Source organism: Sabulibacter ruber (assembly GCF_017355955.1).
In the GTDB taxonomy this organism is placed as follows: domain Bacteria; phylum Bacteroidota; class Bacteroidia; order Cytophagales; family Hymenobacteraceae; genus Nibribacter; species Nibribacter ruber_A.
Genome location: NZ_JAFFID010000006.1, coordinates 201,482 through 214,919, shown reverse-complemented (window position 1 = coordinate 214,919; position 13,438 = coordinate 201,482). Strand labels below are relative to the sequence as shown.

Sequence of the window (13,438 nt, the reverse complement as noted above, 5' to 3'; positions counted from 1 at the left end):
ACCCGGGAATCTAACTTCCCGGGTAACCCAACCGGCCTGTTCTCTGCATTTACAGCCTGGACGGCATAGGTGTGATTGTTCGAACATAACGTTGTGCCTTTCTTTGGCCTGTTTGGATAGCCTCATATATACAGGTGGCAGCCCTTGTTATTTGCTCCGGAGAATGCAATGCTGTCAGGCATAAACCAATATCTGCCTTTTGGCCCTGATGCGGTTCCAGCAGTAGGGGCCTGATACCCATGCTCCGTAATCGTTGGTATGTGGCATAAGGGTTGGTTCGGCTAGGCAGCTTCACGGTCTGAACCGGGAAAAAGCTTCCCTTGGAGGGAATACCAAACCCTGCTAAACTTTCCCGAAACAGCGTTACATTCTCATATAGCTTAAGCCGGCGCAAATTGCCTAGCCTTCTGTTTTCCGCTAAAGCCAGGCTTGCGGCCTGCACATGCGCAGCTGACACCGGGCTACAGTGCACCCTTGTTTCACTTTGGCTTTTGAATCTCGCTATTTGCTGCTGACTGGCACTCAAAATTGACAGAGGCACCCCTAACCCTTTGGCTAATGAACAAATCGTCATAATATTTTCCCTTTGGGTATTATACCACTGTAGCAATCCCCCGCCACCTTTTCCGCCGGGCAACTCTGTTGTTGGCCTAGCGCCCAGAACACCTAATGCTTGCGTATCATCTATCAGGAGTGATCCGCCATATTCCCGGGAAACGCTTAGGTATTCAGGTAAGGGTGCCGGTTTACCGCAGTGCGGGCACCAGCCATCGGTAACCACCAAAAGAGAACCTTTCCGGGGTACATACTGCCGTAGCCTCAAAGACAGGTCTTGGGCATCCTGGTGTTTGAAATAAACCACTTTGGCCCCGCGGGCAGCAGCCCTTTCCAATCCCCATCTGGCCACAGCGTATGATTTATCATCGGCAAGAATCAAAGTACTCTCCCTTGCCTGGCCCAAAACATCCCAGTACAGATGCAGTGAGGAAGGAGAAATCACGCCCGTTTCCAGTCCCTGCATTTTCGCTACCTGATTTGCCACCCACTGGTTGATAGGGGGCTCCTCTAAGGCCGCCGGTATCCCGGTAGTTAACTGCTGCCAGGGGGAAACATGGCTCGATGGGTGGCGGAAACCCAGGTAAAGTGCCGATGTGAAATCATCCATTCAACTTTTTTTGACCAAGTACCGGAATAGATGGTGCCCCTACTGCAGTCGGGGGGCTGTTCTGCAGTAAACCTGGAGTGCCGGCATTACCTTGCAAGGCGTACTGTTGCCGGCTTTTCTGCAGGGCGGCTTGTTTCTGAATCAAAATAGCAGGCGGGGTATATCTACCTTCGGCAGTACTGATCTGCACTCGTGCATCGGTTACGTCGGCGCTTAAATCCACCCCTGTTACGGCGTTATAGGCATGTACATACCGCTGCACCTCGTTACGCCAGTAGTGAGCCCAGTTCCCGGCATTTAGGGCGCCAACATCAGTGGTTGAATTCCAACTTCCAAAGCGAATAGATAGCAACAGTTGCTCGCCAAATACTCCTAAATCATGGAAGTGGGTAATATTGGTGTCATTCCACCCTTGTAGGAGCTTCATGTTATCCACCTTGTCCATCCAGGCCTCATTGTAAGGTACCATGATGCGGCCACCTAGAAATTCCCGCATTTCTGGTCGGGATAACAACCATTGTTGAGTGAGCATTTCCACGCGCGACGTCCAGGGCAGCTCACCGTATTGGTTATGGGCCCCTTCAGCCAATAACAGGTGAACTTCACGTAAATGGTTCAGCAGCGGGAAAGCATCAGGTATAACTGTCGTAAAGTTAGCCTGGTTGTAAAACTCTAGGGTGACTTTTAAGAGGTTATGGAAGGCCCGGATAAAGTTAGTCCGGTGTTCAGCTACTCCTATTTGTGGAACCGCCTTTCCAATGAGTGATATTCCATATTCATATTGATACTCCAAGTTCCGTCGCGACATGCTTAGGCGGTTACGTTCATCTTCGATATAGCCCCACAAAAGGTTACTTAGGGGGCGTAGCGGGTCGAGGTTGAAATTAGCCAAGGGGTCTTTCCCGGAATTGCTGCGGATGTTCTGAAAGCGCAGACTGATGGCATTCATGGTTTGTACCAAACCGCCTTCTTCATGCCAGTACGACCATATCAGCTCCAGTAGACAAGGGTTGAGAAGGTTGGAGGGCAATATTCCATAGCAGGCATCAATAGGGAAAGCTTCCTTCTCCCCCTCCATATTGAGGATGATTTCATAAGGTTTCTTTAATTGGACCTCCCTTAACTTATCTTTGATCAGTTTGAAATAAGGTAAGCTATAATGTGTTTTCCCTTCTGAGTCGAGCAGTTCTTTAAGGTATTCTTCCCTTAATTCATCTACATTTATGATTGCTCCCCGTGCCGTCCTACCCAGTTCATCGGAGTTGTTGAATATATTTTTATATATACTCCAATTGCCGTCCAATAAACCGGTTGGTACTAACCCACATTCCTGCATCAGGAAATGCTCTGTTGCGAATTTAAGCAGGCTATAAGAAGCAACATTGCTGTAAGGAAGGCGATTTGCGTAAAGGTACTTTTGAGTATTGGTTGGATATTTCAAGGAATCCTTCGGCGAAGGATCCGGATTGCCGCACATCACACCATCTATGAAGCTTTGGAATTTTTCGAATTTTACGGTCCGGTTTCGGATCAGAATCCATAGGAACTGATCTGCAGTTTCGATTCTCTTGGTTTCATTTAAACTTACATTAAAGGGTTTGTTGACAGTTGGTGGATCTTCCAGTTTTACGATTGTGTCTTTGGTATTAGGTTGAACAATAAACCTGGACTTTTCGACTCTACCCTGCTTATTCCCCCCAATGTTATGCTCTACGATAGCATCATAGGTGCCTGGTTTAAGGGTATTAGGTTCAATGTTCCAAATAAATTCTTTAGCATAATTGATATCATCATCTTTTAGAAACTTTGTAGGATTTCTTGGTTCAGCGAAGACATCATCACTTTCAATAACATTGAATAATTTTAACTTTACAGTTACTCCCTTACCTGATTTATTTCCTAGGTCCTTTTTGAAACTTTCGTATTTTTCGTCGTTTGGATAAAAGGAAACTTTAAATGAAAAAGCCAAGCTACTTTGTTCGTAGATATTTTCCTTTGAAGGAAAAATAATATCAAAACTATATTGAGGGGCTTTGTCCGCATCTATAAGGCCTGAAGCATCATTTTTACTTGGGGTATCCATGGTAACCTCCCATTTTTAGATAAGTTGAAGTTGTTTTGGTGAATAGTGGAGTTCTCCCTGCTGCACAGCCTCTAACATGTGCCGTTTACCGGCCACACAATAATGCTGTGATCGCAGTAATGCCCAGCGGGTGAGCATGTGTTGTAAAATCCGGCTCTCCCCGGAGGAGGTAATGTTTTTGTTGTATTTTGCTTGCCCCAGCACGGCAAATACCAAGGTAGGCGCCACCGACTCCATTGATTTCGGCGAATGCCTCCAGCGTTGGTAGAGTTCTTGTAGTTGGGCCGGTTGCCGTTCCCTGAAAGGGAAAATTTCCTTCAACAGTTTCCCTTTCAATGACTCAGGCTTATGGTTGATTAGCAAGTTGGCGAATTCCGGCAGTATTTTTTCAAGAGAACCAATTATCTGCAATTTTCCGGGTTCTAATCCTTTCGTTGGATAAAAGGACTCCCATTGTTTTTCCAGAAAGTTCCATTGCGGGTGCGGATATAATGCTTTTCCCAGAGCAAGGCTGATTTTTACCCGAATCCAAGGGAAAGGGTGAGGGCCATCAGTACCTATCCTGAAAACGAAATAGCTTGGTAATCCCACCACGCTTATTAACCCAGTGGTGGCTCCTATCCCTATATGGGCCATTGCCCAGAAGTCCGATATGATCTCCGAGATCCACCGGCTCAGCAACTGCCAGGCCAAGGCCTCCCTCCCTTGCTTCACTTTTAGGTTTATGGCGCCTTTTACCGAATCGATCAGGTTGAGTAAATCCGAACCCTGGTGTCCGACTTCGTGAATAAGCGAGGAGGCTATGCCGCTTCCAACCAATCTTTCGCGGGGTACCTGAATAACGCCTACGGGGTTCGCTTCTCCGCCTGGTAACCGGGTGCGGGCCCGTCGGATGGCAGCACCGTGGCCCCGGTCGAGGAAACACACCAATGGTGGCGGATGATAATAGCTCCCGGGTAAAGCCAGGGCATCCATCGCCATTACATCTAGACCAGCCAGCCAGACACCGGTGCTGTGCTCCCCCCTTTGGGATAATACATCGGCGAATATATCCAGTTGGTCGAGCAGATTATTGAAGCGCAACTTCAGTAGAGCATATCTGGTTTGGGCCTCTGCCGCCGTAACCTCCTTACTGGTCGGACTATTCAACCACAGAATGAAAGCGTTTACCTTTTGCTTCACGTCCAGGCTTACCTTGTTTATCAGTTCGCTGATGGCGTCCTGGGCTTCTGCTGATATCGCTGCGGCCCTTACCATCGGCGTATTCAAGGCAAATGGTTTTACCATGTCCAGCCGGGTTAACAACGCTGCGGCCTCATTCTCCAGAAACTGATTATCGGCGACGGATCTGGCCATCATGCATCATATAAAATCAATGTCCTACCTCTTCTGACCCAACTTCCCCGGTTGGCTCCGGCTGTTCCATTGCCATTTAACCGGCTGCTACTTCCTCCCCCCAACCCCGCGTTTTTAGCTAGAAGGCCTGGAGCATACTTACTCGCAGATTGCTTCAGGGCGGCTCTTACGATTTGGTTGGGCTGGGCTCCCGGATTACTTCTATACATGGCAGATCCCCTGCGCAGGGCATCGTTGGCGAACCGGACATAGGCGCGGGCTACTTCAAATTCCCGGTCTTCTGGGCTAAGTCCTTCCAGCTCCAATTCGAAAAGCTTGGTAGCCATAGAGCCTAACTGCCGGCCCGCCATAGCGCCTAATGGTCCACCAATCGCACCTCCCAAGGCTCCCGCGGCCCAGGGCAATGCTTTTCTCGCCACGCTTTTCAGAACGCCACCCAATGCTTTCCCAACTGGAGATTTTATAAATCTACCGGCTCTTTTAACCAGTTTGCCCAGAAAGTAGTTTAGTTCCTGCTCATTGCTCACACTCAGCAACTCGTTAGCCAATTCCAATTCCTGGCTTTCATTCAACTCGCCCTGGAATTCATTTTCACCTTGGTATTCATTCTCTCCCTGGTACTCGGTGAGAAACTCCTGGTTAAACTCCTGGCCAAGGCCGCTTCCGAACTCCTGACCATATTCCTGGCCGAATTCCTGGCCTAGCTCGTTGCCGAACTCCAGTTCGTTGCCGAATTCTAATTCTCTGTTGTCGTACATGATAATTGAGTTTTAGTATTTAGAGATTCATTGTTTTAGCAGGTTTGACTAAGTCCAACGGCGTGGTTTATTGGAATTCATAAAGAATGATGGACCGTCCCCTTCTTATCCAGGTGCCATTGCGGCGTTGGCCAATAAAGGTGTTCATGCCATCGCCTCCCTTGTATTTGATGCGGAGAAGGCCGGGGGCATATTGCTGTGCTACCTGAGGAATAATGTTTCGGGAGAGATTGGATAAGCCGATGGAGGGATTGTTTCTGATGGCCGCATTGGCTCTTTTAGCCACCTCTGAGGCAAACTGTACATACGAACGGGCAATTTCGTATTCACTTTCTTCCGGGCTTAAGCTTTCCAATTCCAGGTTAAAGACCCGTTGGGCTGTAGACGCTAACAAATTACCGGCTTTACTTCCTAGCCAGGCACCACCTTGTTTTCCCAGATATGCGCCTCCTTGTTTCAGACCACCGCTTACGGCCTGTCCAATAACCCTGTTACCTATATGGTTTGTGATTGCCTGGCCGGCCCTTGCCCCTAAAGCACTCCCAACCTGCCCACCCACGTTGGATGCCAACTGTGGAAGCGTGTTTTTTCCGAAATTAACGAGGAAACGGCCTACACTTTGTCCGGTAGGGGACTGGACAAAGCCCGAAGCTGCTTTTGCTACTTTGCCCATCAGGTTACCCACAAACTGATTTAACTCCTGCTCGTTCGTTACCGCAAGCAGTTCATTCGTCAATTCCATTTCCAGGTTCCCCTGCGTTTCTCCCTGGTATTCATATTCCATTTCAGGACTAAACTCCTGGCTTAGTTCTTGTATGAATTCATTCCCAAATTCATATCCTGTTTCCTGTCCAAATTCATAGCCAGTTTCCTGCCCAAGCTCGTTTCCGAACGCTTGGCTAAACTCAAGTTCATTCCCAAACTCTTGCTCTCTTAAGGTTCGATCGATGTCATGCATAATCTTAGGTTTAACTGAATAAATGAATGCTTTCGCTATACAGTTGCCAAGGACTATGCCAAGACAAAAAACGGCTTATAGTGGTTGTTTTGGAGGGTGTAAACGAAATTCATTTCGTTTAGGGAAAAAAAGCCGTTAATTACGCGAAATCAGTTTCCGCTTTTTATTAGCAGTACCTCAGCAGCCGAAAACAGAAGATAAGCATGCCGGATTCACGGGCGGTTAAAAGTGAGCCGTCTGGGAAAGTGGGTAGTCTGACTCGTTTAACTTTATATAAGGTGGGTAACTGTTTGCCGGAAAGACAACCACCCCTTACACCTACCGGCGCTTTAGTCTATCACTAATAGGAGATGATTCCAACGATGACCAACTGCTTGCCTTATTAGTCCCTGGCTTTCTGCGCATCCCCTTCCTCCTTCCGACGGCATCTTAAGTCTTGATGTGAGAAAGCACGGGGCGTATGCCTGCTGGACGGCGACAGCGGCAGAGAGTTGAGCCCCAAATTTTACGGCAACCCCTCGGCCTTCGGATGAAGTCCCTGCGTATGGTTGGCACCATACTAAAATAGAACCGAATCAATCCTATCTCCGCCACCTTCAGTACGATGGTGGTGAAGAAGCGCCGGGTACCAGCGGGAGCAATCCAAGCAGGTGGGATGCCTCCTCCTGACAAACCTGATTTTGCCTTTCCTTTTGCGTTCCTGGTTGACGGATCAATAGCCCTAAGGATAGGCGAATGGGTATGCTAACCTGATTGGGATGGCTGAGTGGGTTGCTAAGGAAAGTAGCCTGGAGTGTGTTGTCAAACTTTTCAATCGTGCGTTTGTAAAGTTTGACAAGGTGCCGTTTGTTTGTACTTTTACAGGAAAATCGACGGAAGAGGGAAAAGATGAGGAAATATGTCGCCTATTACCGGGTGTCCACCAAGATGCAGGGGCAGTCGGGACTGGGGCTGGAGGCGCAGCGCTCGGCCGTGCGCCAGTTCGTCAAACAGCACGACCTGATCCTGGAGGAGTTCACGGAAGTGGAGAGCGGGAAGAAGAACAACCGGGGGGAGCTGGTCGCGGCCATCGACCGGGCGAAGCGGACCCAGGCGACGCTGATCATCGCCAAGCTGGACCGGCTCAGCCGGAACGCGGCCTTCATCTTCACCCTGCGGGACAGCGGGGTGGATTTCGTGTGCGCGGACATGCCGGAGGCTAACACCCTCACCATCGGGATCTTCGCCGTGCTCGCCCAGCACGAGCGGGAGCTGATCTCTTCCCGGACGAAAGCTGCCCTGAAGGCGAAGAAGGAACAGGGGTTTACCCTAGGTACCCCTGCGAACCTCACCCAGGAGGCACGGGTGAAAGGACTGGCGGTGCGCAGGAATAATGCGAACCAGAATAAACGCAACCGGCAGGCGCTCACGCTGATCCGGATCTACCGGGAGAAAGGCTATACTTATCAGCGAATCGCGGAAGAACTGAACGAGGGAGGGTATGTCACCCGAAACGGTAAGCCGTTTATGAAGGGAACAGTGCACTATTTGCTGAAAGGCTCATCAGGATAAAATTGCATTTTATTAGAGGTGTTAATTTTAATCTTTTATATAAGTGCAAAGGATCTTATTGTGTTTTGTGGAATAAAACCTTATGTCTGCACCTTTATTTGTGCTTATTGATAATTATTAAAACATAATAAAAGTATATAGATGGTCAATTATTAAGAATATATATATGTTAATTTATTGATTAATTAATTTGTTAATAAGTAAATTAGTTAATTGATTAATTAATTTGAAATATTAATTTAGTATAAAAAAAGTAAAAATTAAAAATGTAATGAATACTAGTTGTTAACTAAGTGGATTTGATGGTTCTTTATGAAAATAAACAGATAATAGGTACTGCATAAGGAGGGCTACACGTATGAATGCTCCGTTTAAGGTTCAAATCCCTACGCGACCACATCGAATTTTAGAGACGTCTGTTTTGCATTGCATTACAGGCGTTTTTCTTTTACTGCGTACACATATATGTACAACTTTTGCTTCCCTGCTGCATTTCATCCCTTAGAAAGCCATGTCTTAGGGTGCGTAATTTTCTGCGCATTTCCTTCTTTACGCAGCAAAGGGATATGCTTGGGTAGCTTGTATTTGATAGGCGGGGTATAGTTTCCGATTGAAACGCATTGGGTCAGACCGTGGGGCCCGGGTATTGGCAGGCCTGTTTATCTGGTTGGCCAAGCTATGCTAGAAATGGCAAGAAGTGCAATCTGCCTTGGAACCAGCATTGATCAAACCTTCTATGATTTGAATGAGCGGCTCGTACCATATATACTCCTTAGTATTACGCTACCCGGACACACGGGGATATTCATGATGAATAGGACAGTAAGAAAGGAAAGGAGTTAATTGATCCAGGTAGCTGCCATGGCTCTTGGATTATATTATAGGTAACGGCCCGCATATGGCTTGTGGCGGTTTCAGAGCGCGTTCCTATCCACCGCGGATGAACCTATTTACAGAGCTGAGTCCTTGCTTGCAACCGTTCACCCGCCATAAGCTATATTCATTGTTAGCTTTTGTTTTTTACTATTTAGAGTTGGTTGCAATTCTAAATCCTAAGTCTTCTATTTTAAACGAGAATGGGTGACTTCTTCTTCGAGTTGTCGCCATTACACTCCTTTCTTGGTCGCACCAACCGCCACCGCGGAAAACACGGTAAGTTCCGTAAACGGTTTCGTCATATATGTCAGAACACCATTCCCAAACATTGCCCAACATATCATATAACCCCCATTCGTTAGGTTTCTTTTGTCCAACTTCCTGAGTTCTATTATTCGAGTTCTCCTTAAACCAAGCAATTTCATTCAAATCTCCGTGTCTGATGTCCTTCGTTCCCGCCTGACATGCATACTGCCATTCAGCTTCTGTCGGTAGTCGAAATCCATTAGCCTTTGGATTAACGGCTATCTTTTCAGTTCCTAAGTCAATGGTATAGCATGTGTCTTTTCCTAGAGACTCTGATAGTTCATTGCAAAAAATCACCGCTTCAATCCAAGAGACTGTTTCAACTGGTAATCTGTCCCCATTGAATGTCGAAGGATTCTCGTCAGTTACTGCTTTATAGATTTCTTGCGTTATCGGGAACTTACAGAGTTCAAAGGAATCTATGTTAACCGACCAAGTTTCTTTTGTTCGATCGTCTCTCATAAGAACAGCTCCTGGCGGAACAGTCACAAACAATGCCTCAATTTCTTCTCTATTCATTCTTTTATTTCTCGTTCCCACGTTGTTTTTTATATAACTGCTAACGCCCTCGTGCATGAGGCGTAAAGGGCCGTTGGTCGAAGCATGGCTTATGCGCCATGCTGGTGTGCATTCTGCTTTAATCCGGTTGAGGAATTCCACATTTCTCAATAACAGTTACCACACCTTCATTAACAGTTCCAATATCAGTAAATTGAAATACTTTCTCCTGTCGCTATGAAAATTTTTCATGGAAGTAATCTCTCGCGATTTGCTTTGTACCTAACAAGATCCATTTTCCTTCCCATTTGATATCACCCCTTCTGTCACCAAAAACGTTTTCTGTACCCTTAAAAGATTAGATCATTTTCACCCTATCTATTGAGGCGACGATTAGTTTGGCACTTGAAAAAAATAAGGCCCAAAGAGCAGACGGGAGTGCTCTTTGGGCCTTAGGGGTGTAAACACAGTTGTTTAACCCGAGATTAAGGCAAGCACCTGTCGTAGGTGCTGGGCTGCTGCCAATGCTTCGTGCAGGTCTTCCCATTCCTTCCTGGCAAATGCCAGGCTGACGAACCGCTGTGGCGTACGGATCACCAGTCGCTCTTCGCCGTCTGGGAAAACCTGCGCACATTTCGCGAAGGCAAACCCACTGATGACCTCTATAAAGGAAGCAAACTCCTCTGGGGTATAGGTGAGCATGACATTGTTATGCCACAGGAAGATTGAATCGCAGGCATCACACTGGTTTACATAGGTAGAGCCTTTCTGGCTAAGGGGCTTGGTGTCACACATCTCAATCTGTGGTTATTGGTTGAACAAGAATTCTGGGGCAGGAAAAGTGTGCTTTGGAGCTGTTTTCCGAAAAATAGCCCCAAAGCTGCGTCAGCTAACCACCGAACTCCTGCAACACCGTCCGCCACTCTTCGCTTTCAGGCACGCCTGGCTTGCGCTTCCCGAAGAACTGCACCACCATACCGCCGTCTTTGTCAAAAACCTCCATGCTGTGCACCGGCCCGTCAACGGTGGGCTTTTTCACTATCCAAAGCGAGGCGATGCCGTCTTCGCGCAGGTGCAGGTTGAACTCGGGGTCCAGCACGTTGAACCAAGGCCCCGTCTGCACCAGCTTCTTCGCTTTTCCCGTGTGAATCTGGATACAGCCGGCGCTGCCGGTGAACACCATGATCTCCACGTCTCGCTCCGATACGGCCTGCATGATTTGCTTGAGTCTATCCAATCGGAGCGGTTGGGCGTGGCCGGAAGGTGCCAAATGCATGGCCTGCCTTCTGGAGACTTTATGTTTCAGCAACATGCCGTGGAAGGCATGGGTGTCTTCAAGGTTCAGCCACGCCTGCTGAAAGGCGGGAATATCGATCTCGTCATAGGGTTTCTCCTCCTTCGGTCCTGTTGAGGGTACAATCTCCAGCGTCTGCTCCTGCTCTTTGGCTTTGTATTTGGCTACCAGAGCGTGATACGCGGCCACATCGGTTTGGTCGGTCACGTAAATCTTATGCACCGCCTCCCCGTCTTTCCCAAAGAACTGCAGGCTGAGCCTTCCGCCCTCGTTCACGGCAAACCCGAACTTCCAGCCCCCCATAAACAGGCGCAGATCAATATCGGGGTTCACCGCCAGGCCGATGTTCCCGTTGAACGTCACGTTGCGGTACACGCCTTTGCGCTCATGCACGCAGTGGTCGTTGCGGGTGAGGGCCATCACGTAGCCCAGTTGCTCCACCTCGCACAGGATCTCCTGAAAAACGGGCCGCAGCAGCGTATTGCCATGGCCTACGTTCAGGTTCACCAAATCTGCTTCGGTCACACCCAGCTGCAGGGCGGCATCCCGGAGGCGCAGCCTGGGGTTCCCCTCCTTCAGAGCATCCCACTGTTCTTTCAAGGTTAAAGTCATATTTTCCATATCATTTCAGTTTTATTGTCAAGTACCAGGTAACCCGTTGGGGTTGCCCGTTGATTGTATTCTCCTATTGTCCGCCTCCTCCCGCCCTACCCTCTTCGGCTGGGAGTTCCCATCGGCTGATGTTCTCCATTGTAGGTCGTGCCCTCCGAGTGGAATCACCAGCGGGCATTCGAAGCCTTCGCATGGCAACAGCTTCACCTGAAGCCGGAACGCCTCCTCAATGTTCTCACATGTCAACACCTGTGCGGGCGTTCCAAAGGCCACCTTCTGGCCGTGCTGGAGCAGGAGGATCTTATGGGCATACCTGGAGGCGAAATTGAGGTCATGCAGGATGCTGATGACGCAGTAGCCACGGTCGGCAAGGTCACGGGCGAGGGTGAGGATCTGCTGCTGGTACAACAGGTCCAGCCCGGTAGTGGGCTCATCCAGAAAGAGGCAGGCGTTCGGCACATCGTAAATCTGGGTTAGCACCCGCGCCAGCTGCACCCGCTGCTGCTCCCCGCCCGAGAGCGTAGGGTAGGCACGATCTGACAGGTGCGCTATCCCGGTTTCCCGCATGGCGGAGCGCACCACCTGCCAATCGTGGTCGGTGGGCTTGTTCCTGAAGTGAGGGTACCGCCCCATCAGGACCAACTCCTTCACCAGAAACGACATGGACAGCGTGTTGTGCTGCGTGAGCACCGCCCGCTTTCTGGCCAATTCCTCGAGCGAAAACAGCGGCAGCTTTATACCGTCGAAGAAGATCTCGCCCGCGCTGGGCTCCAGTTCCCGGCAGAGCAGCTTGAGCAACGTGCTTTTGCCCGCACCGTTAGCTCCCAGAATGGCCAGCAGCTCCCCCCCTTTCGCCTGAAAGGAGAGGCCATGGACCAGTTTCCGCTTGCCCGCGCTGTAGGAGACGTTCTGTATGTCCAGCATAATTTACCTAAAATGCTTTTTACGTTCGTTCAGGATGATGTAGAGGAAAATGGGGGTTCCCATTAGGGCCGTGATCACGCCGATAGGCAGCTCGGCGGGGGCCACCAACGTACGCGACACCAGGTCTGAGAAGGTGAGCATGGTGGCGCCCAGCAAGGCCGAGGCCGGGATGATCAGCCGATGGTCGGCGGTGAAGGCCATGCGCAGGATATGGGGCACGATCAACCCCACAAACCCGATGATGCCCGCCACCGCCACCGAGGTACCCACCGCCATAGTGGCCAGCACGATGATGATTTTCTTTGTTCTGTTCACGTCTGTGCCCATGTGGCTGGCCTGCCCCTCGCCCAAAGCGAAAGCGTTGAGGGGCTTGGCCAGGAACGGCAGCACCGCGACCGGAATGAGGATGAAGGGCAGCACGCCCAGCACCGTTTTCCAGCTAGCCCCGCCCAGGCTGCCCAGGCTCAGGCTCCAGAAGGTGATGTTGCGCAGCTGTTCATCGGTGGCGCCGAAGGTGAGCAGCCCGTTGAACGCACCCGCCAGCGCGTTGATGGCAATACCTACCAGCAGCAGCGTGGTCACCACCGTTTTGCCCTGGTGCATGGCCAGGTGGTACACCGAAAACGCCGCCGTACAGGCCCCCGCAAACGCCACCACCGACAACGCGTAATACCCCAGCACGCCCGTGAGCAGGGTGAACACCTTCGCCTCCAGCACAATCATCATCACGGCAAACAGCGACGCGCCCGAGGAAATTCCGATCAGCCCGGGCTCCGCCAAGGGGTTCCTGAACAGCCCCTGCATGGCCGCCCCGGAAACCGCCAACCCGGCGCCAATGAGCACGCCCAACAGAACCCTGGGCAAACGTAGCGTGAACAGAATGGCCTCCTGCTGCGGATTGAAACGCATTGCCTGGCTCCAGCCCAACTTGTGCCGCACCATGGACCAGAGCTCCGCCAGGCTGATGGGCACCGCACCCGTGCAGACCGACACCACCGCCACGACGACCAACAGTAGCCCCAACCCCGCCAACACCAGTTTATGATTGATCTGCACG

The 13,438-nt window shown here is 50.0% G+C and carries 11 protein-coding genes; 1 reads left to right on the top strand and 10 read right to left on the bottom strand.

Translation table 11 applies throughout. The features are described 5' to 3' along the window. Window positions 1-49: 49 nt before the first annotated feature. From JT719_RS22815 to JT719_RS22795, 5 genes are all read right to left on the bottom strand, one after another. Window positions 50-1,165, bottom strand: coding sequence for a pyridoxal phosphate-dependent aminotransferase family protein (locus tag JT719_RS22815; RefSeq protein ID WP_207436074.1), 1,116 nt, complete (start codon window positions 1,163-1,165; stop codon window positions 50-52). Further along, a complete protein-coding gene (locus JT719_RS22810) occupies window positions 1,158-3,248 on the bottom strand; it encodes a hypothetical protein (RefSeq protein ID WP_207436073.1) in 2,091 nt (696 codons plus the stop codon). Before JT719_RS22810 ends, JT719_RS22815 begins: the two co-directional genes overlap by 8 nt. 15 nt (window positions 3,249-3,263) lie before the next feature. Next, entirely contained in the window at window positions 3,264-4,607 is a 1,344-nt protein-coding gene (locus tag JT719_RS22805) for a hypothetical protein (protein ID WP_207436072.1), read from the bottom strand. After that, entirely contained in the window at window positions 4,604-5,362 is a 759-nt protein-coding gene (locus JT719_RS22800; protein WP_207436071.1) for a hypothetical protein, read from the bottom strand. Before JT719_RS22800 ends, JT719_RS22805 begins: the two co-directional genes overlap by 4 nt. Before the next feature lie 67 nt (window positions 5,363-5,429). Further along, entirely contained in the window at window positions 5,430-6,320 is an 891-nt protein-coding gene (locus JT719_RS22795; protein ID WP_207436070.1) for a hypothetical protein, read from the bottom strand. A gap of 888 nt (window positions 6,321-7,208) precedes the next feature. On the opposite strand from JT719_RS22795, the gene JT719_RS22790 reads away from it, so the two are divergent. Then, a complete protein-coding gene (locus JT719_RS22790) occupies window positions 7,209-7,871 on the top strand; it encodes a recombinase family protein (protein WP_207436069.1) in 663 nt (220 codons plus the stop codon). Between the two features lie 1,023 nt (window positions 7,872-8,894). Here JT719_RS22790 and JT719_RS22785 read toward each other — a convergent pair. From JT719_RS22785 to JT719_RS22765, 5 genes are all read right to left on the bottom strand, one after another. Then, window positions 8,895-9,572 (bottom strand): formylglycine-generating enzyme family protein, encoded by a 678-nt coding sequence (locus JT719_RS22785; protein WP_242693423.1) that lies wholly within the window; start codon window positions 9,570-9,572, stop codon window positions 8,895-8,897. A gap of 453 nt (window positions 9,573-10,025) precedes the next feature. Then, the gene (locus JT719_RS22780; RefSeq protein ID WP_207436068.1) at window positions 10,026-10,346 is read right to left on the bottom strand and encodes a DUF6686 family protein; all 321 of its coding nucleotides are present in this window, start codon (window positions 10,344-10,346) and stop codon (window positions 10,026-10,028) included. A 94-nt stretch (window positions 10,347-10,440) separates the two neighbouring features. Further along, window positions 10,441-11,466 (bottom strand): hemin-degrading factor, encoded by a 1,026-nt coding sequence (locus JT719_RS22775; RefSeq protein ID WP_242693422.1) that lies wholly within the window; start codon window positions 11,464-11,466, stop codon window positions 10,441-10,443. Window positions 11,467-11,484: 18 nt separating this feature from the next. Continuing rightward, entirely contained in the window at window positions 11,485-12,381 is an 897-nt protein-coding gene (locus JT719_RS22770) for a heme ABC transporter ATP-binding protein (protein WP_207436067.1), read from the bottom strand. Between the two features lie 3 nt (window positions 12,382-12,384). Further along, a complete protein-coding gene (locus tag JT719_RS22765) occupies window positions 12,385-13,437 on the bottom strand; it encodes an iron chelate uptake ABC transporter family permease subunit (RefSeq protein WP_207436066.1) in 1,053 nt (350 codons plus the stop codon). Between the last annotated feature and the right edge of the window lies 1 nt (window position 13,438).

Bases quoted from the DNA above. Each gene is read 5' to 3' on its own strand.
- JT719_RS22815 (WP_207436074.1), bottom strand. From the start codon at position 1,165: ATGGATGATTTCACATCGGCACTTTACCTGGGTTTCCGCCACCCATCG.
- JT719_RS22810 (WP_207436073.1), bottom strand. From the start codon at position 3,248: ATGGATACCCCAAGTAAAAATGATGCTTCAGGCCTTATAGATGCGGAC.
- JT719_RS22805 (WP_207436072.1), bottom strand. From the start codon at position 4,607: ATGATGGCCAGATCCGTCGCCGATAATCAGTTTCTGGAGAATGAGGCC.
- JT719_RS22800 (WP_207436071.1), bottom strand. From the start codon at position 5,362: ATGTACGACAACAGAGAATTAGAATTCGGCAACGAACTGGAGTTCGGC.
- JT719_RS22795 (WP_207436070.1), bottom strand. From the start codon at position 6,320: ATGCATGACATCGATCGAACCTTAAGAGAGCAAGAGTTTGGGAATGAA.
- JT719_RS22790 (WP_207436069.1), top strand. From the start codon at position 7,209: ATGAGGAAATATGTCGCCTATTACCGGGTGTCCACCAAGATGCAGGGG.
- JT719_RS22785 (WP_242693423.1), bottom strand. From the start codon at position 9,572: ATGAATAGAGAAGAAATTGAGGCATTGTTTGTGACTGTTCCGCCAGGA.
- JT719_RS22780 (WP_207436068.1), bottom strand. From the start codon at position 10,346: ATGTGTGACACCAAGCCCCTTAGCCAGAAAGGCTCTACCTATGTAAAC.
- JT719_RS22775 (WP_242693422.1), bottom strand. From the start codon at position 11,466: ATGGAAAATATGACTTTAACCTTGAAAGAACAGTGGGATGCTCTGAAG.
- JT719_RS22770 (WP_207436067.1), bottom strand. From the start codon at position 12,381: ATGCTGGACATACAGAACGTCTCCTACAGCGCGGGCAAGCGGAAACTG.